The 22,812-nt window shown below is 41.0% G+C and carries 23 protein-coding genes; 8 read left to right on the top strand and 15 right to left on the bottom strand.

Annotated features, from left to right (window positions below; translation table 11 throughout):
• Nucleotides 1-3: 3 nt before the first annotated feature.
• Both CCS02_RS01665 and CCS02_RS01660 read right to left on the bottom strand, forming a co-directional pair.
• Nucleotides 4-741 (bottom strand): glycosyltransferase family 2 protein, encoded by a 738-nt coding sequence (locus CCS02_RS01665; protein WP_100188609.1) that lies wholly within the window; start codon nucleotides 739-741, stop codon nucleotides 4-6.
• A 146-nt stretch (nucleotides 742-887) separates the two neighbouring features.
• Nucleotides 888-1,808 (bottom strand): LysR family transcriptional regulator, encoded by a 921-nt coding sequence (locus CCS02_RS01660; RefSeq protein WP_100635457.1) that lies wholly within the window; start codon nucleotides 1,806-1,808, stop codon nucleotides 888-890.
• Nucleotides 1,809-1,897: 89 nt separating this feature from the next.
• Between CCS02_RS01660 and CCS02_RS01655 the strand changes: the two genes are divergently transcribed.
• The gene (locus CCS02_RS01655) at nucleotides 1,898-2,851 is read left to right on the top strand and encodes a DMT family transporter (RefSeq protein WP_100635455.1); all 954 of its coding nucleotides are present in this window, start codon (nucleotides 1,898-1,900) and stop codon (nucleotides 2,849-2,851) included.
• Between the two features lie 120 nt (nucleotides 2,852-2,971).
• On the opposite strand, the gene CCS02_RS01650 is transcribed toward CCS02_RS01655, so the two are convergent.
• From CCS02_RS01650 to nagB, 7 genes are all read right to left on the bottom strand, one after another.
• Nucleotides 2,972-3,544 (bottom strand): fasciclin domain-containing protein, encoded by a 573-nt coding sequence (locus CCS02_RS01650; RefSeq protein WP_100635454.1) that lies wholly within the window; start codon nucleotides 3,542-3,544, stop codon nucleotides 2,972-2,974.
• 108 nt (nucleotides 3,545-3,652) lie between these two features.
• Nucleotides 3,653-3,751: a peptide-methionine (R)-S-oxide reductase gene (locus tag CCS02_RS22445; protein WP_269800420.1), complete on the bottom strand. Its 99-nt coding sequence runs from the start codon at nucleotides 3,749-3,751 to the stop codon at nucleotides 3,653-3,655.
• The gene (msrB, locus tag CCS02_RS22440) at nucleotides 3,723-4,142 is read right to left on the bottom strand and encodes a peptide-methionine (R)-S-oxide reductase (RefSeq protein WP_269800419.1); all 420 of its coding nucleotides are present in this window, start codon (nucleotides 4,140-4,142) and stop codon (nucleotides 3,723-3,725) included. The genes CCS02_RS22445 and msrB overlap by 29 nt, the downstream gene beginning before the upstream one ends.
• Before the next feature lie 231 nt (nucleotides 4,143-4,373).
• Complete coding sequence (locus CCS02_RS01640; protein ID WP_012069364.1) at nucleotides 4,374-4,583, bottom strand: cold-shock protein; 210 nt, start codon at nucleotides 4,581-4,583, stop codon at nucleotides 4,374-4,376.
• A gap of 211 nt (nucleotides 4,584-4,794) precedes the next feature.
• A complete protein-coding gene (gene nagA / locus CCS02_RS01635; protein WP_100635452.1) occupies nucleotides 4,795-5,955 on the bottom strand; it encodes an N-acetylglucosamine-6-phosphate deacetylase in 1,161 nt (386 codons plus the stop codon).
• On the bottom strand, nucleotides 5,952-6,833 hold the full coding sequence (locus CCS02_RS01630; protein ID WP_100635450.1) for a BadF/BadG/BcrA/BcrD ATPase family protein: 882 nt from the start codon (nucleotides 6,831-6,833) through the stop codon (nucleotides 5,952-5,954). Before CCS02_RS01630 ends, nagA begins: the two co-directional genes overlap by 4 nt.
• A complete protein-coding gene (nagB, locus tag CCS02_RS01625; protein ID WP_100635449.1) occupies nucleotides 6,830-7,630 on the bottom strand; it encodes a glucosamine-6-phosphate deaminase in 801 nt (266 codons plus the stop codon). The genes CCS02_RS01630 and nagB overlap by 4 nt, the downstream gene beginning before the upstream one ends.
• Before the next feature lie 279 nt (nucleotides 7,631-7,909).
• Here nagB and CCS02_RS01620 point away from each other — a divergent pair, with 279 nt between their 5' ends.
• The 5 genes from CCS02_RS01620 to CCS02_RS01600 all read left to right on the top strand — a co-directional run bounded on the left by CCS02_RS01620 (nucleotide 7,910) and on the right by CCS02_RS01600 (nucleotide 13,064).
• The gene (locus CCS02_RS01620) at nucleotides 7,910-9,193 is read left to right on the top strand and encodes an ABC transporter substrate-binding protein (protein WP_100635447.1); all 1,284 of its coding nucleotides are present in this window, start codon (nucleotides 7,910-7,912) and stop codon (nucleotides 9,191-9,193) included.
• An 85-nt stretch (nucleotides 9,194-9,278) separates the two neighbouring features.
• Nucleotides 9,279-10,214 (top strand): carbohydrate ABC transporter permease, encoded by a 936-nt coding sequence (locus CCS02_RS01615; RefSeq protein ID WP_072837964.1) that lies wholly within the window; start codon nucleotides 9,279-9,281, stop codon nucleotides 10,212-10,214.
• Between the two features lie 10 nt (nucleotides 10,215-10,224).
• Nucleotides 10,225-11,088: a carbohydrate ABC transporter permease gene (locus tag CCS02_RS01610; protein WP_100635445.1), complete on the top strand. Its 864-nt coding sequence runs from the start codon at nucleotides 10,225-10,227 to the stop codon at nucleotides 11,086-11,088.
• A gap of 34 nt (nucleotides 11,089-11,122) precedes the next feature.
• Complete coding sequence (locus tag CCS02_RS01605; RefSeq protein WP_072837962.1) at nucleotides 11,123-12,238, top strand: ABC transporter ATP-binding protein; 1,116 nt, start codon at nucleotides 11,123-11,125, stop codon at nucleotides 12,236-12,238.
• 70 nt (nucleotides 12,239-12,308) lie between these two features.
• The gene (locus tag CCS02_RS01600; protein WP_072837961.1) at nucleotides 12,309-13,064 is read left to right on the top strand and encodes a GntR family transcriptional regulator; all 756 of its coding nucleotides are present in this window, start codon (nucleotides 12,309-12,311) and stop codon (nucleotides 13,062-13,064) included.
• A 98-nt stretch (nucleotides 13,065-13,162) separates the two neighbouring features.
• Here CCS02_RS01600 and CCS02_RS01595 read toward each other — a convergent pair whose 3' ends face one another.
• The 5 genes from CCS02_RS01595 to CCS02_RS01575 are packed head-to-tail and all read right to left on the bottom strand — an operon-like array spanning nucleotide 13,163 to nucleotide 19,916.
• Nucleotides 13,163-14,491, bottom strand: coding sequence for a DUF3422 family protein (locus CCS02_RS01595; protein ID WP_072837960.1), 1,329 nt, complete (start codon nucleotides 14,489-14,491; stop codon nucleotides 13,163-13,165).
• 38 nt (nucleotides 14,492-14,529) lie between these two features.
• Nucleotides 14,530-15,456: a GGDEF domain-containing response regulator gene (locus CCS02_RS01590; protein WP_100635443.1), complete on the bottom strand. Its 927-nt coding sequence runs from the start codon at nucleotides 15,454-15,456 to the stop codon at nucleotides 14,530-14,532.
• Nucleotides 15,457-15,461: 5 nt separating this feature from the next.
• Nucleotides 15,462-17,831: a PAS domain-containing hybrid sensor histidine kinase/response regulator gene (locus CCS02_RS01585; protein WP_100187365.1), complete on the bottom strand. Its 2,370-nt coding sequence runs from the start codon at nucleotides 17,829-17,831 to the stop codon at nucleotides 15,462-15,464.
• Nucleotides 17,832-17,863: 32 nt separating this feature from the next.
• The gene (locus CCS02_RS01580; RefSeq protein WP_100635440.1) at nucleotides 17,864-18,640 is read right to left on the bottom strand and encodes an avidin/streptavidin family protein; all 777 of its coding nucleotides are present in this window, start codon (nucleotides 18,638-18,640) and stop codon (nucleotides 17,864-17,866) included.
• Between the two features lie 55 nt (nucleotides 18,641-18,695).
• A complete protein-coding gene (locus tag CCS02_RS01575) occupies nucleotides 18,696-19,916 on the bottom strand; it encodes a pepsin-like aspartic protease (RefSeq protein ID WP_100635437.1) in 1,221 nt (406 codons plus the stop codon).
• 192 nt (nucleotides 19,917-20,108) lie between these two features.
• Here CCS02_RS01575 and CCS02_RS01570 point away from each other — a divergent pair, with 192 nt between their 5' ends.
• The gene (locus tag CCS02_RS01570; RefSeq protein WP_139248820.1) at nucleotides 20,109-20,558 is read left to right on the top strand and encodes a hypothetical protein; all 450 of its coding nucleotides are present in this window, start codon (nucleotides 20,109-20,111) and stop codon (nucleotides 20,556-20,558) included.
• Between the two features lie 19 nt (nucleotides 20,559-20,577).
• Here the strand turns inward: CCS02_RS01570 and CCS02_RS01565 are convergent, their stop codons facing one another.
• Nucleotides 20,578-21,126 carry a lipocalin family protein gene (locus CCS02_RS01565; protein ID WP_100635435.1) on the bottom strand — a complete coding sequence of 183 codons (549 nt, stop codon included), beginning with the start codon at nucleotides 21,124-21,126 and terminating at the stop codon, nucleotides 20,578-20,580.
• Nucleotides 21,127-21,225: 99 nt separating this feature from the next.
• Between CCS02_RS01565 and CCS02_RS01560 the strand changes: the two genes are divergently transcribed.
• Nucleotides 21,226-22,692, top strand: a complete 1,467-nt coding sequence (locus CCS02_RS01560; RefSeq protein WP_100635432.1) for a glycoside hydrolase — start codon at nucleotides 21,226-21,228, stop codon at nucleotides 22,690-22,692.
• Nucleotides 22,693-22,812 lie beyond the last annotated feature (120 nt).

Raw genomic sequence — 22,812 nt, 5'->3', positions numbered from 1 at the left:
GAATTAATCCTGACTCGAATAGATCTTAGCAATAACAGGATGCTTCGCGCGTTTGTTCAACCAGATCACCCCAACAATATCGATAATCCCAACCCAGGCACGGTTCCAAGCATTATAGTTAGAAACACCTGCGTTTCGATCTCTGTGGTTTACTTGGCAAACTACAATTTCGCCATCGATACGTTTAATTAAAGCTGGTAAGAAACGATGCATATGATCAAAATACGGAAGAGCTAAAAAAGTATTTTTCGGAAATAATTTCAAACCACAACCAGAATCAGGCACGCCATCATTGAGTAATTTTTGACGAATATTATTAGCAACTCGGGATTGAAAACGCACCCAAGCTGTATCAAGACGTTTTTTACGATAACCTGCTACGCAAAAATGCTCGCGGCTTAATAAAGATGCTTGTTGAATTAATTTAGCATAATCATTCGGGTCATTCTGACCATCAGCGTCTGAGGTGATAATCCACTCGCCTTTAGCATGGCGAACAGCGGATAAGACAGCCGTACTTTGACCACAACTGTTAGCGTGATAAATCACTTGTAGATTGCAACCAATTTCTTTGGCGGTATCAATCGCGACCTGAGCAGTACCGTCATCACTTCCATCATCAGTCAGTACCACTTCAAATGCGTACTCAGGAGAAAGGCTTTTATGTATTTCTTTAATTAATAACCCTATATTCCCCTGCTCATTTTTTGCAGGTAATACAACGGATAAAAAAGGTACCATACCAACCCCAAGTTTTATGTAAAAAATAGAAAGATAAGCACACAATTTTATTCATAAAAACGTATAAAAAAGGTGAAAAAAACAATCCCATTCCTTAGGAATTCACGATCTAAGTATTTACCTTACTTGTTACACTTTTGTTATAACTAGGTCTTATTTGCTACAAAATGCTCCACCATAAAATCGATAAACACGCGCATTTTATTGGGCATAAAGCGCATAGCAGGAAACTGCATATGAATACCGCCTTGAAAATCACTGTTTAATTGCCAGTCTCCCAATACCTGTACCACCTCCCCTTTATCGAGTGATTCTCGAACAACAAAATCAGGAAATTTGCCAATACCAAAGCCTTGCTTAACGCCTTTCAAACGCATCTCAGAATGGTTATTGATGTAACGCCCATCAACTTTAATATCTAGCTTTTGCTCACCTTGGCTAAATGACCAAAGGTTATCACCATCAAAAAAGCCCAGCGGCAAACAATCATGCTCTAATAAATCACTAGGTAATATCGGCAAGCCACGTTCTGCCAAATAAGCTGGACTGGCACAAAGAATAGAGCAAACACTTCCTATGGTTTTACACACCAAATGCTCATACGGCCGATCCGCCACATGGAATACTAAATCCACATTTTGATAAGCAGGATCTATACGCAAATCAGTTACTTGAACTTGCAACGAAATCCCTGGATACAAAGCCATAAACTCTAACAAATACGGCTCCAGCACCTGCTTAGCAAAGGCTTTAGGAGCGGCTATTCGTAAACGTCCTGTTGCTTCTGTGGCGTTATTTTCAGATGCGATGACGGCTTCTTTTGCGCTGTCTAACATTTGTCGACATTGCTCATAAACCGCCATACCAACCAAGGTTGTGGTTTGGCGTCGAGTAGTACGTTCTATCAATACCGCCGATAAAGCCGTTTCCATACGTAATACTTGCCGACTAACACCTGAAGGCGTCACGCCAAGCTTCAGCGCTGCCTTGGTAAAACTACCAGTTTCAACCACCGCAACAAACGCAGCCATGTCAGGTAACAATGCAATGAGCTTATTTATGTCCATGAGTCACAAGTCTTTTGATTAATCTGCCAATTATTATTTATCCAAACACAAGTTAACATGTTTTTCTTTATAAAGGTCACGAGATCATCATGCTAATGTCTAACATCCAATTCCCATTTCGACGAATTCAACTACCTCTCCCAGAAATAGCATTACTGCTAACTGCTTTTTTCTGGGGAACCAGCTATGGCATTACTAAAGAAGCGCTACTCTATACGGGCGTACTTGCCTTTATCGTGATCCGCTTTGGCTTAACATCTATTTTGCTCGCCCCTATTTTTATCAAAGAGCAGCGCATGGGATTAGCAAAAGACTGGAAATTTGCCGTTCCAACAGGGGGCATTTTACTGTGTATTTTCCTTGCAGAAATCTATGGCATATTCTATACCACAGCATCTAAAGCCGCTTTTTTAATCAGCTTATGTGTGCTAATCACTCCATTTATAGAAGCCATTACAGACCGTAAATTGCCTAGCACACAAATCATTTTATTTGCTTTACTGTCGTTATTCGGTGTTTTTCTACTGACAACACAAAGCAGCGGCCAGCAAACAGTTGACGCATTGTCCTTTGAATTTTTGTCTTTAGACCTTCTATCTTTAGACATGAATAAAGGAGACTACTCAATCTTGTTAGCCGCTTTTCTGCGAGCCTGCATGATAGTGACAACAAAAAGCTTACTGAAAGGAAAAACGTTATCGGCGCTTAGCACCACGAGCATTCAAGCCAACGTAGTTACCCTTGGTGCATTATTCATTTTTATTACAAGCGATAATCCAATTGAGCAATTATTCCCAACAGATCTTTCTTTTTGGATATCAGCTTTTTACCTCGCTATTTTCTGCACTATTTTTGCCTTATTTGCACAGAACTTCGGCGTTAAACACACTACACCATCACGGGTTTCCTTGCTCACTGGCTCAGAACCTGCCTTCGGGGCGATTTTTGCTTACTACTGGTTAGGAGAATCACTCAATACAATACAAATGATAGGCGGTGCCTGCATTTTATTGGCAACCATAATGGCGACTTTAAGAAAATGAAGGTCGCTGTTTCGAAATGAAAAAGGGGATGGAATAAAAAAAGGCTTAGGCTCTATATTAACAATAGAAGCTAAGCCTTTTTTAAACTAATTCAACACGCAGTCACACTAAAATGTAGGATTATTGCTTAGGAAAAAGCACGGTATCAATTACATGAATCACGCCATTAGATTGTTTAACATCGGCAATAGTTACGTGAGCAACACGACCATTTTCATCTTCAAGCACAATTTTATCACCCATGTAAGTGGCCATTAAAGTACAGCCACCGACAGTAGGAACTGGGTGTTTCCCCATATCATTATCGATCATAGTTTTAATCGCGCCAGACAGAGCATCAGCTTTTACAACGTGACAAGCTAAGACCTTAGTTAAAGTCGCTTTGTTTTCAGGTTTTAAAAGATCTGCTACAACGCCCTCAGGTAATTTATCAAAGGCCGCATTAGTAGGAGCAAAAACAGTAAAAGGACCTGGACCTTGAAGCGTGTCAACCAAGCCAGCCGCCTTAACCGCTGCGACTAAAGTGGTATGATCTTTTGAGTTAACGGCATTTTCAATGATGTTTTTGCTCGCATACATCGGAGCACCACCTACCATTGGATTAGCGGATTCATCAGTTGATTTCATACCACCAGAAGAACAGCCGGCAAGAGTCACAATTGTTGCAGCAGAAACAAGACTTAATAATTTCATTGTTATTCTCCAGTTTGTTTATCCATAACAATTCGCCATGGTTATAAAGAAATACGGGGTAAATTAAAAATGGTTTCAAGTTTTTAAAAAAAATAACGTTAAAAATATCTAAGCTGGCTGAAACACCAAAGAAATACCATTTAAACAATGGCGCAATCCTGTTGGTTGCGGACCATCGTCAAAAATATGCCCCCAAGTGACTCCCACGTCGACGACAATGAACTTCTGTTCGCTTCATAAAAAAGCCATTATCCTCTTTCGTTCCAACTGCATCTGGTAAACTTTGATAAAAACTTGGCCAACCGGTTCCACTTTCATATTTAGTATTACTAGGATAAAGAGGAAGATCGCAGCCCTTACAAAGATACGTACCCTCTCGCTTTTCATTAAGCAATGCGCTACTGTCTGCTCGCTCTGTTTTCTCTTTTCTCATTACCTGGTATTCAAAATCGCTTAGCTTTGCTTGCCACTGTTTCTTGCTAAGTACCACCTCAAAATCTTCATCAGAGGTTGAAGTGGCAGCCATAACAGGCGCACTAAACGAATGAGCACCACCGATGACACAAGCGGTTTTTACGAGAAAGTTTCGGCGATTCATAACATTACTCCTTATTATTCTTAGGTTTTTGCTTTATAGCGACAACGCAACAGATATTAATAAGTACGTAAAAAACTAAAGAATAGTTTCAATATTATAGGCACATGGCTCAATTAGAAGTACAAAGGGAAGGTTAGAATTCTCCAACGAAAAGGAATATATTTTTTAAACGCAAAAAAAAAGGGTAAGTTCCGAAGAACTTACCCTTTTTTAAATATTCTTAGTAGCTAATTAAAGTACTGTAATATTTTCTGCTTGAGGACCTTTTTGGCCAGCAGTAACAACGAATTCTACTTGTTGGCCTTCAGCCAAAGTTTTGAATCCTGAGCTAGCAATAGCGCTGAAATGTGCGAACACATCAGGGCCAGACTCTTGCTCAATAAAACCAAAACCTTTAATTTCGTTGAACCACTTAACGGTTCCTTTAACTGTATTAGACATAAATAATCACCTGAGTTTGAATAGCCTTTTGGGGGCCGGTTTTGCAAAAAAATAGACTTGTACTTAGAAACTTTCAGACGAGGATTTTATGAATAAAACAACGTATTGCAGAGTTAATAATTTAGACTTCTTTCTAGCTTGTGCCGCCATAGTATAGAGATACGCTTTGGATAGATAGCTTTATTCCAACTTATTTAAAATAAGTTGTTACCTACCCCCACACTTTCCGCCCATCGATCCATGTTGATTGCACAAAAAAATCTTCACTTAATGCTACAAGGCTAGCTCGGTATCCCGCTTTAATACGACCAAAATGATGCTCTATTCCTAAAAACTCAGCAGGTCTTAAAGACGCCATTTGTAAGGCTTCCGTAGGTGTTCGGCCGATTAAAGAAATAGTATTACGTACGGCGGTTGCCATATCTAAATCGGAGCCAGCTAACGTGCCATCTTCGGTGGTGACTTTACCTTCGCTGCGCAGTACTTTTTTACCTAAAAATGGCATTTCTTTTTCATCTGACCCCACACTCTGAATAGCATCGGTTACTAAAAGCATATGCTCACAGCCTTTTGCGGCAATAGCGACTCGCATACTGGCAGGATGAACATGATAGCCATCGGCAATTAAACCACACCAAGTTGGTTTGTCGGTTTGTAATGCCGCACCAACCACACCGGGCTCGCGACTTACCAAGGGTGTCATGGCGTTAAACAAATGCGTAAAACCGCGAGCACCACTCATCACAGCTTGCCTTGCTTGATCATAACTCGCCGCAGAATGACCGATACAAACAATAGCCCCTTCGGAAACTAACCATTCGATAAAGCCTTCTGGCACTTGCTCTGGTGCTAATGTCACCATGAGCTTTCCACTTCGACTCACTTCTAGCAACGTCGCTAATTTACCTTCTGTGGGTTTGCGCAGTTTAGATTCATTATGAACACCTTTACGAATAGGGTTAAGATAAGGACCTTCATAATGCATCCCTAAAATACCCACCATGTTTTGTTTCAGTGCTTGGCAAACCGTTTGGTGAGCTTGCGACATGATCTCGTAATCATCCGATATCAATGTCGGCATCATCGCAACCGTACCGAATTGAGCATGCACAGCAACCATACGCTCCAATGCTTCTATAGTCGGCGTATGGTTAAACAATGCACCACCACCGCCATTAACATGAACATCAATAAACCCAGGCGCCAGAAAATCAACAACTTCCATGTGGTCTGCTTGTGCATCCGAAATACCTTCTATAGACACAACGGACTCAATAATTTGGCCTTTTAAGGTCACTTTTTGATTCGTTAACCAGTTTTCGCCATCGAACAGACGTTTAGCAAATATAGTTTTCATCATATGTTCCTTCATATTGCCTTCCTTCCTATCTGAGCTTTGGCCATCAAAATCGCGCCCGCCATGGCATCGCCTTCTGGCTGGCAAAAGTATGTCGAAAATCGCTCCGGCAAATACGCTAAAATGGCTTCGGACACGCCACCAACTAAAACTATCTTCTGCGCGCCTTTGGTGATCAAAGCGTCTAAATATAGACTTACCCATTCTACTTGCTGCTGGATGATTTTTAACGCGATAGGATCTTTTTGCTGAGCAAACTGAAACACTTGAACAGCAAAAGCCCCGTATTCTTTCGGAAGTGGCACACGATTTTGATACAATACATATTCTTCCGCAGAGAGAGAAAACTCAGCATTAATACTGTCAGTAAAAGGTGTCGATGGTGAAATACCATCTAACGCAGCTAACGAATACTCAAGTGCAGATAGGCCAATACGTGCCCCACTACCTTGATCAGATAACGGAAAACCCCAACCCCCAACAATGCTAAACCTTTCATTTTTATAAACCACACCACAGCTGCCAGTGCCCAATATCAATAACGCGCCATCTTCACCGTTAAACGCCCCCAAACAAGCCGCATGCGCATCGGTTAATAAGTAGCGTTGCCCAAAAGGGGATTTTTGAGAAATCACCTGTTCTTGTTCTAACGGCTGATTGGCACCCGCCAAGCCTAAACCTAACGTGATTTTTGAATAGGCTTCGGGAAGAATATTGCCTTGATGGCATGCTTCAAGACAGGCATTAATAATATTCTGCCATGCCGCTTCTATCCCTATTCTTGGATTACCCGAGCCACCTACGGCCTCACCCAATACATTACCATCACTATCAACCAAGCGGGCTCGACAGAAGGTTCCTCCTCCGTCCACTCCTATATATAAGCCGCTCATGATACATTCCCCTCATGTAATTGTTGTCGTTTTTGTTCACACCATTGGTAGTACTCTTTTAGAGCTAATAAGCTAGCCGCCTCTTCATCCAATACTATGGTTGCAGTTTCATGTAGCTGCAGTGCTGACGCTGGACACATAGCAGAAAGCGGTCCTTCTATCATGGCTTTTACCGCCTCTGCTTTCGCTTTTCCGGTTGCCATTAATAACACTGCTCGACTATCCAAAATAGTACCAATTCCCATGGTGAGCGCTAAATGGGGCTGAAACTCTCCGTCTTTGAAAAAACGTTTATTCGCTACAACAGTGGATTCAGACAAGGTTTTTATACGAGTTCGTGAGGCAAAGCTGGAGGTGGGTTCATTAAAGCCAATATGACCATTTAAACCAATACCCAAAATCTGCAAATCAATACCACCAGCTTGCTGAATACTTGCTTCATAATCCTGTGCGCTTTTCTTTAAGGTGCCTGCATCTTGGCTTTCGGCCAATGGAACATGCGTGTTCGTAGCAATGATATCAATAGCATCAAACAGATGCCGATTCATAAAAGTGCGATAGCTCTGCTCATGAGAGTCTGCAATACCAATATATTCGTCCAAGTTAAAACTGGTCGTGTGACGAAACGATACCTGCTTAGATTGATAACGCACCACCAGCTCTTTGTACAAAGCGATGGGCGTCGAGCCAGTCGCCAACCCTAAAACGGGATTCGTTCTGGCATCAATCACATCTACAACACAATCAGCCGCATACAAGGCCACGTCACGAGCAGATGGGAGAATGATAACTTGCATAAGAACCCTCTTTAGTAACCAGAATCAACATAGAACCAATATAGAACCAATTAAAGCGTAAGATCAATTTATTTTCCACAATTCTGTCATATTTATTTGCTTGGACGAATAATTGGTGCTAATTTTTAAAACTTAGCAATACCTAAAAAATACCAATATAGTTTTAACGGAAATTATTTTACGGTGTTACGAAAGCTGTAGCAGTACAAAAGGTCTACGAAAAAACCTAATAAAAAAAGCAATCACATCACAATTGGAAAACACAATCGGAGAGTACTCATGTTCAATGTTCGTTCCGCTTCACCTGAAACAAAAATGGCAACAAAACTTACTTGCCTAGCCGCAATCCTGCTTAGCAGCACTGGCATAGCGCAAGCTGCAAAAGATTTGTCGATAGAAAGTTGGCGCAGTGATGATGCCAATATCTGGTCTGATGTCATCATTCCAGCTTTTAACAAAAGCCATCCAGATACAAAAGTAAACTTTGCCCCAACCCCTCCAACGGAATACAACTCAGCCTTACAAGCAAAATTAAAAGCAGGTTCTGCTGGCGACTTAATCACTTGTCGTCCGTTCGATACGGCATTGGATCTTTATAAAGACGGTTATCTTGCAAACTTAAATGATCTAAAAGGTCTAAAACAATTCTCTGACGTGGCGAAAAGCGCATGGGTCACGGACGATGGCAAAGATCAATTCTGCATGCCTGTTGCGTCGGTTATTCACGGCTTTATTTACAACAAAGAAATCTTTAAAGAACTGAATTTATCCGTGCCTAAAACCCGTGATGAGTTTTTCAAAACGCTTGATACCATCAAATCAGAAAGTCGCTATATACCGTTAGCAATGGGAACCGCTGATCAGTGGGAAGCCGCAACAATGGGGTTCCAAAATATCGGACCAAACTATTGGGAAGGTGAAAAAGGCCGTAAAGCACTATTAACAGGTAAAGAAAAACTAACCGACAAAGCTTACGTAGATACTTGGAAAGAACTTGCCCAGTGGAAATCGTATCTAGGTCGAGGATTTGAAGCGCAGAAATATTCTGACTCACAGAACCTTTTCACATTAGGTCGTGCTGCTATTTATCCAGCGGGCTCTTGGGATATTCAGACGTTCAACAATCAAGCGGATTTTGAATTTGGTGCATTTCCACCTCCAGTGGCAAAAGCAGAAGACACTTGCTACATCAGTGATCATACCGATATGGGTATTGGCATCAATGCAAGTTCGACTAATAAAGAAGCCGCTAAAGTCTTCTTAAATTGGATGGCAAGTAAAGAGTTCGCCACACTTTACGCGAATGCGGTACCGGGCTTCTTCCCATTATCCGATCATCAAATCGACATTAAAGATCCTGTTGCACAAGAGTTTATGAGCTGGCGTCAGCAGTGTGAATCGACCATTCGTAACTCCTATCAAATTCTGTCTCGTGGTACACCAAACTTGGAAAACCAACTTTGGAACGTGAGCGCTCAGGTAATCAATGGCACCATGACACCAGAAGCCGCCGCCAAAGAAACACAAGAAGGCTTGGAGCAATGGTACAAACCTCAGCAATAAACTAAACCATTAAAAGGTCGTCGATTAGGGCGACCTTTTAACTAAATGAAATTTATCTAGATAGCACGTTACATTGAGATAAACTATGACTCCATCCAACCAACATGACGAAAAGAAACCGTTCCCATGGCACTTGGTATTTTTCCTCGGGCCGGGGCTGCTTATTTACGTTGTTTTCAGTGTTTACCCCTTGCTCGATACACTTGTCTTAAGTTTATTCAACGAGCAACAAGGGCAAAGTAGCTTTGTCGGTCTGCAGAATTTTATCACCTTGGTAACAGACGAAACTTGGTCACAGGCTTTTTGGAACGCACTCGGCAATAACTTCAAATTTTTCGCGATTCACATGCTTGTACAAAACCCGATTGGTTTGCTTCTCGCGGTTTTATTGAGCTCGCCAAAGCTGCGTTTATCCGGTACTTACCGAACACTTATCTTTATGCCTACCATGCTTTCTGTAGTAATCATTGGTTTCGTTTGGCAGCTGCTGTTAAGTCCTATTTGGGGAATTTCTGAAAACTTCCTTTACAGTATTGGTCTTGGTCAATACTTCGATGCTTGGCTTGGTAAGGAAAGTAGCGCACTAATCACTTTAGCTTTTATCTCAGTGTGGCAGTTTGTCGGCATTCCGATGATGTTGATTTACGCAACCTTGCTCAACATTCCTGATGACATTGTCGATGCCAGTGTGGTTGATGGCGCGAATTCATTTCAAACCTTTTGGCACATTAAATTACCGTTAATTTTGCCAACTATCGCCATGGTATCAATTTTAACCTTTGTGGCGAATTTCAATGCATTTGAACTGATATATGCGGTAAAAGGCGCCCTTGCCGGCCCAGATTTTTCGACCGATTTAATGGGAACTTTCTTCTACCGAACATTTTTTGGCTTCCAGCTACAACAAGGTAGCGCATCCATGGGTGCTGCGGTGGCAACACTGATGTTTTTGATCATTTTGGTGGGCGTCATGCTGTTCTTATTCTTTATTCAACGCCGCATTCAGCGATTCCAATTTTAAGGAGGCCATGATGAAACTATTTAGTCGTCTTATACCTTCCTCTGGAATGAGGCAAGTGCCCAAAAGTGTCACGGTACACGCTGTGTTATTGGCCTATACCGTGATTGCTCTGTTCCCAATTATTGTCGTTGTGATCAATGCCTTTAAAGAACGTCGTGCAATTTTCCGCGATCCACTCGGCTTACCAGACAGTGATTCCTTTACCTTAGTGGGCTTCCAACAAGTGTTATTGAGATCAGACTTCGGCTTGTATTCTTGGAACAGTTTGGTCGTCACTATCTTGGCAGTAGGTTTGGTGCTTTTACTTGGCGCGATGGCCGCTTGGGCTCTGACGGAATACAAATTTAAGGGCAACTTGCTGATTACCTTTTTGTTTGCCATGGGCATCATGATACCGATCCGTCTTGGCACGGTGAGTATTTTGAGCCTGATGGTCAATCTGGATCTTGTGAATACGCTTACTGCGCTAGTTTTGGTGTACATAGCCCAAGGCTTGCCCCTTGCTGTGTACATATTATCGGAGTTTGTACGCACCATTCCAAAGGAACTCACCGAAGCTGCTCGTTGCGATTCGGTTAGTGAATACAAGATTTTCTTTTGTGTCATCTTGCCACTACTGAAACCCGCGATGGCAACCGTTGCCGTATTCACCATGATTCCGATTTGGAATGATTTATGGTTCCCACTGATACTCGCGCCGGGTGAAGATACTCGCACTATAACTCTTGGCGTACAGCAATTTGTTGGTCAATACGTCACTGACTGGAACTCGGTTTTGTCAGCACTAACCTTGGCGATCGTTCCTGTACTGATCCTATACACCATTTTTTCAAGACAATTGATCCGCGGCTTAACCAGCGGAGCGGTCAAATAATAGTTTATATCTTTGACCGTTGGAGGTTTATTTTATGGCTAGTGTAAAACTTAACAATATTAAAAAGCGCTTTGGCGATGTGGACGTACTGCATGGCATCGACCTTGATATCAAAGACGGCGAGTTTGTCGTGTTGATCGGCGAATCTGGTTGCGGTAAATCAACCTTATTACGTTTGCTATCTGGATTAGAAGACATCACCGAAGGCGATTTGTATATCGATGACGAGCGCGTCAATGGACGCTCTCCCGCCAAGCGCGGCATCGCTATGGTGTTTCAATCTTATGCTTTGTACCCTCATATGAACGTGTTTAAAAACATGGCATTTGGCTTAAAGATCTCAGGCAAAGACAAAGCGTTTGTGAACAACAAGGTTATGGAAGCCGCGAAGAAGCTGAAGATTGATCACTTATTGGAGCGATTACCGAGAGAATTGTCTGGTGGTCAACGCCAACGTGTTGCTATAGGTCGTGCCATTGTACGAGATCCGAAAGTCTTCTTATTTGATGAGCCTTTATCTAACTTAGACGCCTCACTGCGAGTTCAAACACGAGTCGAACTTGGTAAGCTTCATCAAGAACTAAAAGCCACGGTGGTTTATGTTACTCACGACCAAGTAGAAGCCATGACATTGGGTGATAAAATCGTCGTGATGAACAAAGGCCGTGTCGAACAAGTTGGCGCACCGTTGGATTTGTATCATCATCCAAAAACACAATTTGTTGCTGGTTTTATTGGCTCACCAAAAATGAACTTTTTGAAAGCGAAGATCAGTCAATCCGGCGCTGAAAACACGCAACTTGTGCTAGAATCTGGCCGTGTTATTGAAGCCTCGGTCGATACTTCGTCTTTAAATCAGGGCGATATAGTACAACTGGGCATGCGGCCAGAACACATGGCGCTAAACTGCGAAAGCAACATCGTAGAAGGCAAAGTCACTCTCATTGAACACCTTGGTGAACTATCTTATTTATATGTCGATATCGGTCAGGAAGGTGAAATGGTGCTTAAGGTGGATGGTGACAACCAACACCAAGCAGGTGATAAAATTACCTTTGGTATTCAACCTAATCGCTTGTATTTATTTGATCACCAAGGCAAGGCTTTAACGAGAGTAAACGCGCATACGTCAGCGGCTATTCTCCTTTAGAACTGACATACTTAGCTCTTCGAAAAAACGAGTACGAATACGGGAACCCCTTCCCGTTCAGGACACTGATATGAACCAAAATCGGGTTAATGAGTTATTTGGCGCGGCCCAAGCATTGAGAGAAAAAGGCATTCCTCTTTATATGCAGGTAAAAAAAGCCATTTTAGCGTCTATTTCTGCAGGTCGAGTACTTGGTGGAGACACGCTTCCACCAGAGCGTGATCTGGCCAAGTATCTTGATGTTTCACGCGTCACCGTGCGCCGAGCCATCGACGAGTTGGTAAAAGAAGACGTATTGACGCAACGTCAAGGCGCAGGAACTTTTGTGAGTGAAAGGGTTGAACAACCGCTGAACCACTTGCGTAGCTTTACCGAAGTCATGGAAGCACGTGGCAAAACCATTACGTCCAAATGGCTAGATCGCTCTTTGGGTATGCCTCATGAGGATGAATGCAAAGCACTTAAACTGTCAGCAGAGCAAGAAGTGGTACGCTTTTATCGTTTGCGTTATGCCGATGGCAAGCCAATGGCGCTTGAGCTGGCGACGATTCCAAGCCGTTACATTCTCAACCCTTTTGCGATGGAAGGATCATTGTACGATTTGCTGGAACAACAAGGCTGCCGCCCTGTTCGTGCGTTTCAGCGTCTTCGCGCCATTAGCATTGATGAACAAAGAGCTCATCTACTCGACATCCCAGCACTTAGCGCTGTACTTTACATTGAACGTACCGCTGTAACACAAGATGGTACGCCCATTGAGTTTACGCGCTCATGGTTCCCTGGGGATTCTTACGACTTCGTTGCAGAGATTCATAATACAGTTTGATAAAGACCCTAATAAAACAAACCTCTAATCACAAAAAAGGCTTTCTACGGTAACAATAGAAAGCCTTTTTTATGTGTGTTTGAAAAACAAAACAACGACTACTTTTCTTCTTTGGCCTTAGCCAGCAACAAAAAGCGTTTATGTATTTTTCGCGTCGCTAACCATACACTGCCAACAACAATAGGCACGGACAAGCCAATCACTAGGCTTTTATCAAAATGGACACCTTTGTCGTAAACCGCCTCAATCAAGAACTTCAATAAACCCACGCTATAGTAACTGATCGCAGCAACAGACAAGCCTTCGACCGTATGCTGCATGGCAAGTTGAATTTTTGAACGACGATCCATGGAAGTGAGCAATTGTTGATTCTGAGATTGAATCGACATCTCTACTTGAGTACGCATCATATCCGACACTCTGTCGATACGAGTCGAAAGGCTTTCTAAATGGTTGCCAGCTGTATTACAGGTCCTCACTGCAGGTGTTAAACGACGAGTCATGAATTCGGTAATGGTTAAATGACCGGATACTTCGTCTTCTTTTAGCTCATTTAAACGTTTTAAAACTAATTCGTGATAAGCCCTTGTGGCACTGAATCGAAATGAGGTTTTTGATCGTGTGGCTTCAACCCAAGCGGCCATGTCTATTAGTTCGCTCAACAAGGCTTGCTCATCAAGTGGTTCTGTCGCGTCAGACAAGCTGGCGGTGGTTTGAGCTAACTCTTCGTCCATGGCAACAAGTTCTGCGTTGTATTTTCGCGCCATGGGTAACGCTAATAACGCCATCAAACGGTAGGTTTCTATCTCGACTACGCGCTGAACCATACGGCCCAGTTGGCTATCACTCATGCGTTTGTTGTAAATGAGAAAACGACCACAGCCATCACTGTGCAACTGAAAAGTGGTCCAAACCTGAGCATCGCCATTTTGAGGACGACTACCGACTAAACGCATACCTTCAAAATGGCTTTTTACTAGAGCGAGATCTGGTTCAGGAATGGTTCGAGCATCTTCAACGGCCACATGAAACGCCGCAATAACAATACCAGGAATTTTAGATAACCAATCAATTGGCAAACAAACCAAAGCATTTTGATCGAAAAAACCTAGGTTAGGATCAATCTGCGAATGAGTAATCATGTAAGAAGTAAATTCAAGGTGCTTATCACGACGTATTTTAAAGTCGCCAAAATCTACTTCAAAGCACACGCCATCATCTTGTGGTGGCACACCATTAAAATGATTATAAAGTGAACAAAAGTGTTCAAACTCTGCTTGCTTCTGATCTGAACCGACAATAACCGCGAGATAACTTATTCGGGCTGGACTGGGCAGCACCTGAAAAGGGCGTGAATGTAGCTCTGCATACAGTGCATCTCGTAATGGATGCATCTCTAACCCGTATGAGTTATTAACCTTGTTCATTACAAACCTTATAATAAGAGTGACTTAAAAAACAAACATCACTCAGCTATTGTGTGCGGATTACTCGGTAATTTCCATAATATTTTATTTTTACCGCTTTTTTTCGCGAGCCCCAGCATCTCATCTGCTGTATTAAAAAGGTCATCGCTGCTGCAACTTATATTAGGTAATTTTGTACTTCCTCCCACACTAACCGTTACCTTACCGCTAAAATCTTCATGACTGTAAGCTAAATTTAGGGCCTCAACTCCTTGCATACAAAGACGAGCAACCTCAACAGCATCTTCTTGAGAATGGTCAGGTAACAAGATAACAAACTCTTCACCACCATATCTTGCAACGAGTCCTTTATCTAAAGCTTGCTTAGCTAATACCATTGCGACTTGTTGAAGCACTTTGTCACCAGTAGCATGTCCGTAACAATCGTTATATTGCTTGAAATTATCTATATCAATGACGAGCAAAGAAAGACATCCTTGATGAGTAATGGCTCTTTGCCATTCTTGCTCAATAACATCTTGATACTTACGACGATTGGCAAGTGATGTTAAAGGGTCAATATTGGCTAGTTTTTCTAACATTTGACGCTGTTTTACAAGCTGCAAATGAAGGCGAACGCGAGCCTGTACTATATTGGTATGTAGTGGTTTTTGAATATAGTCGCTGGCACCCATTAATAAAGCTTTTTCTTCATGACTCGAGTCATTTAAAGCAGTAATAAAAATAACGGGGATGGCACTTGTACGCACATTATGACGAAGGCGAGCCATGGTTTCAAAACCATCCATTTCTGGCATTACAACATCTAATAAAATCAAATCTGGCTTATATTCTATAGCCTTTCTAATACCCTGCTCACCGCTTTTTGCTAGCATAATGCTAACCTCATCACTGAGTATATCGCTGATTATTTTCAGGTTGATTTTTTCGTCATCAATGACTAAAACACTTTGCACTTCTGTCATCGTCTCTAATCACCTTGGAGCTCTAAAACAAGCTGAGACGCTTTAACAGCAGCCGTCTCAAACTCAATATTTTTAACATCATAAATTAAATTTTCGATATCCAGAACGTACTTGCTACCGCGAACCATTTTGCGCAGTAAACTGAAATGATTTTCTACAAAAAAATCTGACTTTTTTAATAGAGGTACTATTTTTTTCAATTTATTCACTAAATCACTTTCGCTAAACCCTTCTATATCTTCACTTGATTTAATTAAAGAAAAATAGGGCATTAAAATACATTTCAATTTATCAACTAACACCTTAACCATTCCCACAAGATGGATAATTAGCTCAGAACAAAAAGCCCCATTTTTAATATTGCCTTCTAATTCAGTACAAAACACTGATATATTTAACGCCCCTATGTAAGCAGCATTAGATTTTAATGAGTGAATAACCCCATCTAAATCAATACCAATACATTCAGCCAAAGAAAAATCTTTGTATCTATTATAAAAAGACGATATTAAATCAAGATATAAGTCTTTTTTTCCACTAAGATTTTTTATCGCTTTATCTATATCCAATGTATCTATTGAGTACAAATTAGACAACACCTCAGAATGCAGTGCGTCTTGTTCATGCATCACAAAACCCTTCATTTGCAAGGAGTTATGATGCTTATTTGTAGCTAGGTGTTTTTGTAAAATTTTGTATAAATCAAACTTTTTAATTGGCTTATCTAAATGCGCATTCATACCAGCGTGTGCTGACTGCTTTTTTGCTTCATCAGAGACATGAGCTGTCATTGCAATTATAGGAATATTACTATAATGAGAGGATTGTCTAATTTTTTTAGAAGCGGTTAACCCATCCATAATCGGCATTTGAATATCCATCAAAACCAAATCGTATTTCTTGTTTTCTAATTTATTAATAGCCTCTTCACCATTACCAACAACATCCACCTTTATCAAGGTATCATCTAAATACCCCAAAATAACCTTTTGATTAATAAGATTATCTTCTGCCAGAAGAATGTTATATTGAGAAAAATTCGGGATGCTTTTATTTTCTCTACATTCTTCTTTTAACACTTTTTCATTTAAGGTACTTTCATTTAAAAGCAATAAATCAGGGGCGATATTAAGAGGGAGAACAAAACTAAAAGTAGAACCTTGCCCTAATTCACTGTGTACCCAAATATCACCGTTCATCAACGAGCAGAGTTGGCGAGAGATAGTTAAGCCTAAACCGGTTCCACCAAACTTGCGAGTAACACTATCGTCAGCCTGATGAAATGATTGAAATAGTTGATCCAAATACACTTTCGATATCCCAATACCTGTGTCAATTACATCGCACCTTATTAGAACACCTTTATCATTATTTTCATCAGCATACATGCGTACACAAACACCACCACGTTCGGTGAACTTAACAGCATTGGTAACTAGATTGACCAACACTTGCTGTATACGTAATGGGTCACCTAATAGCATGGGCGGCAACGATGGAGAAATATCGACCGTCACTGCCAATTTTTTTTCTTCAGCTTTGATAGCATTCATATTGATCGCATGCTGGACAATCAATTTAGGGGAAAAAGGCACTTTTTCTATCCCCATTTCCCCCGCCTCAATCTTCGAAAAATCCAATACATCATTAACGAGACTAAGTAGGTTTTCACCGGACGATAAAATGGTGTTGATATAGTCTTTTTGCTCATGATTTAAAGACGTTTTTAAAGTCAGGTGGCTTAATCCAATCACAGCATTAATTGGGGTGCGTATTTCATGGCTCATTCTGGCAACAAAGGAAGACTTTGCCTCCAATGACTCTTCTACTATGCGTTTCGCATTTTCTAATTCTTTGGTTCGCTCTTGTACCTTACGATCCAATTCTTGGTTGATCGTTTCCAGTGCGGTGCTGTATTCCAGAAGTTTTTCATTAGCTTTTAATGCAACGGTTTCGGCCTCTTTTATTTTCGTAATATCACGACTTACGCCACATACAAAAATCGGCTTACCTAATGAATCAAAAATAGGGACAAACAAGGTATCAAAATAAATCTGACTACCGTCACCTCGCATACCAGCTTGTTCGATAGAAACAGGTTTTCCACCCTGCAATACTTGACGATAGGTAGCATAGACTTGCTCTGCCATTTCGTCACCAAACTGCACTCGTAAGTTAAGGCGATGTATCTCTGCTCCCTTTTCAAGACCCATTACTGCCTTAGACGCTGGGTTATTGTCGTATAAAGAAAACTCATCACCATCTTCTACTGCCATGATGAACATTAAATCGGCAGAATAACGCCACATTTGTAGAAAACAATCGATTATAGTTTGATCATGCTCTTCTTTATTGAATGCATTACCTAAGCTCATTTGTTTTCCCTCACAATTTGATCATGACTCAACTATGATTTTTTCGTTAATTCCCAGTTTTCAGAGTTTGCCTGAAAGTAGGCTGACTCAGCCTTTGTGGAGTTAGCCAACCAACGAGAAAGAATCAAAGTATTAGCGTCTTGGCTTATACGACCGATAAGTGATATCGGTTGATATGTATATAGCATATATCCACTTAAGCTAACACTCTGTAATATATTGTTATTATCTAAGGTATCTGTGAAACCAAGCATGCTTATTAGTTCACCTTCATATGCTAACCAGCCGTTAACAACCCCATATTCTTTATCCTGCAAAAATACCGTTAGCTGAATACTTTTTTCTTGGTTTACCCAAACGCCATTAATAGAATTAGCAAATTTTGCTTTTTTCTGAGCCATAGGCTCAATGTTTTTTGTCTTGATTTCATTAGAGCTAGAATGTTTCGTGAAGATCAACTTGTCGATGTAATCTCCTGGAACAAAAGCTTGATATTTAGTTGTCGTTACCAATGAGTTCATTACCGTAATTTGGCCATCACTATCAAGCTGGCCACAGTAGGTAGAAACCCAGTGAGAGCCATCGTCAGGTTCTTCACCACCAATTGAACGCCAATAAATAGACAGAACTAATGGTTGCCCAGCATCATTAGTAGGGTCACTTGGCCGACAATATCCAATCACAAGATAAGTACCAGTAGAGCCAGTATGAGATCCGTACTCTCCAAAAATAAAACCATCTTCATCGACTTCTAACGTCATCGTTGAGCCATAGCTATTTTCCCATGAGCCATTCAACATCAAAGACATGCATTACTCCTTTATGGTTTAAACATTTTTATCTGTTCACTAAAATTGGTAGACATTAATTGAAAATACGTGCTGGCTTATTTTGAGTTGTCGTAATCACTTTGGGCCCCTCTTCTTTATTGAATATCCACATGCCAACAGGAATAACGCAATTCTCGCCTTCACGTTGAACTACTCTAAATTCATACACCGTATACAAATAATCCATCAATACAGAACCTACCAACGCGATATAATCAGCATTTTCCATTGGTTGAAATTGCGTAATAACTTCTCCTTTATTCTCACCAGCCTCAATCAATACATCGTACATGTTAGAGGTAACCACCAACTTTCCAATATTTCCAGAATCCGTTTCTCCGATCTCAATCACCAGATTTTCTTTTGTTTTAGATGCTATGTTGTAAAGCGTAGCCATTACATCCAAGTCGCCTTTGAACTGAGATGAGCCAGAATCCAAAGCAAGAAAGTATGGCGTGCTAGTAATTGATTCAGGTGAAATAAGCTGAGTATCACCAATAGATAAAGATGTGATCTTGCTGGTCCATAAATAAGGTGCACTGTATTTATCCCAAGGCAAAAATAGATACTCCCTGTTCTCTCGGTAATCTTTATTCAGCTGACCAAATTCCACTTGACCACTCTTGTTATCGATATCTGTTAGAAATGTTACATAAGGACGTTTCGAACTAACCACTCCTTGATCAAGCAAACTCTGAAAGAAATGAAATGATGCCGGTTCAGTTTTATTACTCGGTGTTATGCCTCGAAAAGACCGATAAACAAAAAGAGAATCTGACAATTCCGTTGTACTAGGAATACCGATGCCGCCATCCCAATCAAGCTCTCGAAACTGAATACCTTGATAAGACTGCGCTAAATACACATCTGACAGCAAAGACACAGAACCACTTGTTGATTGTCCCAAGGCTTCAGGTGTTAAGGTAAAAACATCCTTGCCCGTTTTTACCTCCATATTTCCCCATGGCCCAAAATTAACCTCAGTTGTCTGCTGGTTAACCCAAGAAAAACTGGATGATATTTGATAAGCAAACTCTTGATCACCATAATGATGACAAGTATCTGCTTTGCATAAACTAGATGTCACCCAGATAAAGTCACTGCCGGTATCAAAAGAAAACTTCAATGTTTGCTCTGGCGTGCCAACTCCAACATAAGCATACCAAGGTGACGCACCATTATTCTGAAAAGGCCCTCGATCAAGAGAGATAGAAATCCCCTTCCCCTCACCTATAACTGATAACAATTTTTCCATACTTCCTCCAGAAAAACACAGTGTATACTTAAGCGTAATTACGATGAACGTACACTAAATGTGTAACGAAAAACAAACAGGACCTACAACCTAATGCACATTTCGACCATTAAATACGGCGTTCTTTTACTAGGATGCTCTTTTGTAAGTCTAGTACATAGCAGTGATTTAATAGCCTTCGGAAAAGAGTGCTTGGCAAAAGAAGAGCGCTTGAATAAAGCAAAAAATAGATTAGAAGTGCTATCGCTACAGTCTGAAAGAACACAAAGGAAAAATAGCCAATCGATAAATTACTTAGATCGCTATCAAACCGAGAAAGCCCAGCTTGAAACATCAATGATAGAATGTGCTGAAACCACACCGAATAGCGCATACTGCCATCAAATTCGACACAAATATAATGAATTAACGTATCTGATTCAGCGAGTAAAAGCAGAAGCCATGGATAATAATTTTGGCGATAATGACGCAACAATCAATTATGAGATAACAAGAAACAATTTCAATCAACGCTATGACGACTTTCTCGCCTTATGTAGAGACTCCAATGTGCACTATGCTCTTATTCAAAGCCCCACAGCTTACACTGAAGTTTGCTCAACTCCTGAAGCAAAAGAGTCGATTACTTGCTCTCTTTTCTAAAATTGTAACGCAGGAAAAGCTAACTGGCTGGCACATTGCTACTTTGAACTACGTTAACCAATTTATCCATAGGGAAGCCTAATGCTTCCGCTTTGGCTAATAATCGACGTTTAACGTCTTCAGGCATAGTTGGAGTGCGAGACAATAACCAGAAATAGTCTCGGCTAGGCCCAGATATCATGGCGTATTGATAGTTTTTTTGATCCAGCTCAAAAATCACATAGGCACCATAAAACGGCCCAAAAAACGACACTTTTAGATGCCCAATATCCGACGAATTGACAAAATAAGCGCGGCCTTCAGCTTCTCGCCACTTTTTATCTTCCGCAGAATAACCACGGTTCAACACTGCGACGCCTTCATCATCACGCATAGAATAAGTCGCTGTGACATTAGACAAACCTTCTTCAAAAGCATGATCTTGACGCACAATTTCATACCAAGTGCCTAAATAACGCTCTACTTGAAATTGTGTTACGGGATCAATATTTTTTGGAGCACTAGTACAACCAGTTAATAAAGTGCAGCCTGCCAACAAAATCGTCATTATCCAAACCGGTACTTTCATCTTAGTGTCCTTTATAAAAAATCGGGGCATTTAGAGCATCATACAAATGTCACACTTTTATTGCAGTCTAGCAAAACCTTTTGTGAGAGAAGAAACCTCTTGTTTTATTCTAGATTGCAAAGACAACACAACATTCGCCAAAATAAATTGCTTGTCGTTAATCTTAACAGCACGACACCTGTTACAACCATAGAACCAAGATACTTATCTTTCTCGATTGATATATCCGTATTGGCTGGCGGTTTCTGGTGGGAAGGAAGTAAAGGCACGCAACGAGGACTTGGTACTCAACGGGTTGATCCTCTCAACTTACAACAGGAAAAACTCGATTTATTAGTTCAAGCACTCGGCCCCGCCTATATTCGAGTAGGCGGCTCTGAAGCGGATAAAGTACATTACTTTACGAGCGCTAACGCCCCAACTAATAGCAATTCAGACGCACTTACTGTCACCAAAGACATGTGGCACCAGCTTCATGACTTTTGCCAACGCAATGGTTTAGCCCTTATGTTTACCATGAAATATGGTCTGTTTGAACGACGTCAACAAGGCACATGGCAATCAACCGAAGTTAAAGAATTATTGGAATACAGCCACGTTCATGGGCAAAGTATCCATATTTGCGAACTGGGTAATGAGCTCAACGCCTATTGGGCATTTCATGGATTAACCTCACAACCTAGCGCGAAAAATCTCGCAAAAGACTATGACTCTTTTATTCGCTGCGTTCGACTGTACAGTCCCAATAGCAAAATCGCCGGCCCTGGCAGTGCATTCTGGCCGAGAATCGGCGAAGCCATCAAACCCCTTAGCAATATTTCCGCTCCATTTTTAGATAATCTAGAAGAACCTCTCGATATTGTTGATTGGCATTATTATCCATTTCAAAGCAGTCGTTCTCCGATCAAAACTCGCGCAGCAACAATCAAAAACATTCTATCGCCAAGCTCACTCATGGATTATGAGAGATATTCGAGACAACTGGAAAAGCTCCGCGATCAATATCAACCTAATGCTCAACTTTGGACCGGAGAAACTGGATCGGCTCAGTGCGGTGGGCAAGCCAAACTATCAGATCGTTTTGTATCCTGTTTTTGGTGGGCAGATCAACTCGGTCGAGGCGCAAAAAACGGCCAGAAAGTCATGATAAGACAAAGTCTAATCGGCGGTGACTACGCCCTTATTAATCGACAAACGTTAAAACCAAATCCAGATTATTGGGTCAGCTGGTTATGGGGGAAGCTCATAGGAGAACACGTTTTTGACGTGCAAAGTAACGACCCATTTGTGCAGATTTACTGCCATAGCGCAAAAAAAGAAGGCAAATGCACCCTACTCATTATCAATATGTCAGCCAATCCAAAAATTCTTCACTGCAACGGCTTTGGCTCAAAAAAGAAGCGCTTTGAAATTACCGCAGACTCCCTCACATCAAAAAAGATCCGCATCAACGGAGTCAAACCCAAATTTAGAAATGGAAAAATCAAACTTAGTGATTTCCCCAAGCTTTCTAAACTTAATCTAGTCAGCCCCTATAGCATTAATTTTTGGTGTTTTAGTGTGTAGTTTTTATCAACACACAAAACAAACACAATATTGATAACCATTATCAATAACGCTATTATTAGTCATTATATAACCGATCTACTAATCAACAATCTCATAACAAAGAAAAAAAACATCTTC

Source organism: Marinomonas sp. ef1 (assembly GCF_002806845.1).
GTDB classification, from domain to species: domain Bacteria; phylum Pseudomonadota; class Gammaproteobacteria; order Pseudomonadales; family Marinomonadaceae; genus Marinomonas; species Marinomonas polaris.
This window is presented reverse-complemented; position numbering and strand designations above follow the sequence as displayed.

Coding starts and splice junctions, on each gene's coding strand:
- CCS02_RS01610 (WP_100635445.1), top strand. CDS start 10,225: ATGAAACTATTTAGTCGTCTTATACCTTCCTCTGGAATGAGGCAAGTG.
- CCS02_RS01580 (WP_100635440.1), bottom strand. CDS start 18,640: ATGTCTTTGATGTTGAATGGCTCATGGGAAAATAGCTATGGCTCAACG.
- msrB (WP_269800419.1), bottom strand. CDS start 4,142: ATGAATCGCCGAAACTTTCTCGTAAAAACCGCTTGTGTCATCGGTGGT.
- nagB (WP_100635449.1), bottom strand. CDS start 7,630: ATGCAAGTTATCATTCTCCCATCTGCTCGTGACGTGGCCTTGTATGCG.
- CCS02_RS01600 (WP_072837961.1), top strand. CDS start 12,309: ATGAACCAAAATCGGGTTAATGAGTTATTTGGCGCGGCCCAAGCATTG.
- CCS02_RS01620 (WP_100635447.1), top strand. CDS start 7,910: ATGTTCAATGTTCGTTCCGCTTCACCTGAAACAAAAATGGCAACAAAA.
- CCS02_RS01650 (WP_100635454.1), bottom strand. CDS start 3,544: ATGAAATTATTAAGTCTTGTTTCTGCTGCAACAATTGTGACTCTTGCC.
- CCS02_RS01660 (WP_100635457.1), bottom strand. CDS start 1,808: ATGGACATAAATAAGCTCATTGCATTGTTACCTGACATGGCTGCGTTT.
- CCS02_RS01615 (WP_072837964.1), top strand. CDS start 9,279: ATGACTCCATCCAACCAACATGACGAAAAGAAACCGTTCCCATGGCAC.
- nagA (WP_100635452.1), bottom strand. CDS start 5,955: ATGAAGGAACATATGATGAAAACTATATTTGCTAAACGTCTGTTCGAT.
- CCS02_RS01665 (WP_100188609.1), bottom strand. CDS start 741: ATGGTACCTTTTTTATCCGTTGTATTACCTGCAAAAAATGAGCAGGGG.
- CCS02_RS01630 (WP_100635450.1), bottom strand. CDS start 6,833: ATGAGCGGCTTATATATAGGAGTGGACGGAGGAGGAACCTTCTGTCGA.
- CCS02_RS01585 (WP_100187365.1), bottom strand. CDS start 17,831: ATGAGCTTAGGTAATGCATTCAATAAAGAAGAGCATGATCAAACTATA.
- CCS02_RS01655 (WP_100635455.1), top strand. CDS start 1,898: ATGCTAATGTCTAACATCCAATTCCCATTTCGACGAATTCAACTACCT.
- CCS02_RS01565 (WP_100635435.1), bottom strand. CDS start 21,126: ATGAAAGTACCGGTTTGGATAATGACGATTTTGTTGGCAGGCTGCACT.
- CCS02_RS01605 (WP_072837962.1), top strand. CDS start 11,123: ATGGCTAGTGTAAAACTTAACAATATTAAAAAGCGCTTTGGCGATGTG.
- CCS02_RS01590 (WP_100635443.1), bottom strand. CDS start 15,456: ATGACAGAAGTGCAAAGTGTTTTAGTCATTGATGACGAAAAAATCAAC.
- CCS02_RS01575 (WP_100635437.1), bottom strand. CDS start 19,916: ATGGAAAAATTGTTATCAGTTATAGGTGAGGGGAAGGGGATTTCTATC.
- CCS02_RS01640 (WP_012069364.1), bottom strand. CDS start 4,583: ATGTCTAATACAGTTAAAGGAACCGTTAAGTGGTTCAACGAAATTAAA.
- CCS02_RS01595 (WP_072837960.1), bottom strand. CDS start 14,491: ATGAACAAGGTTAATAACTCATACGGGTTAGAGATGCATCCATTACGA.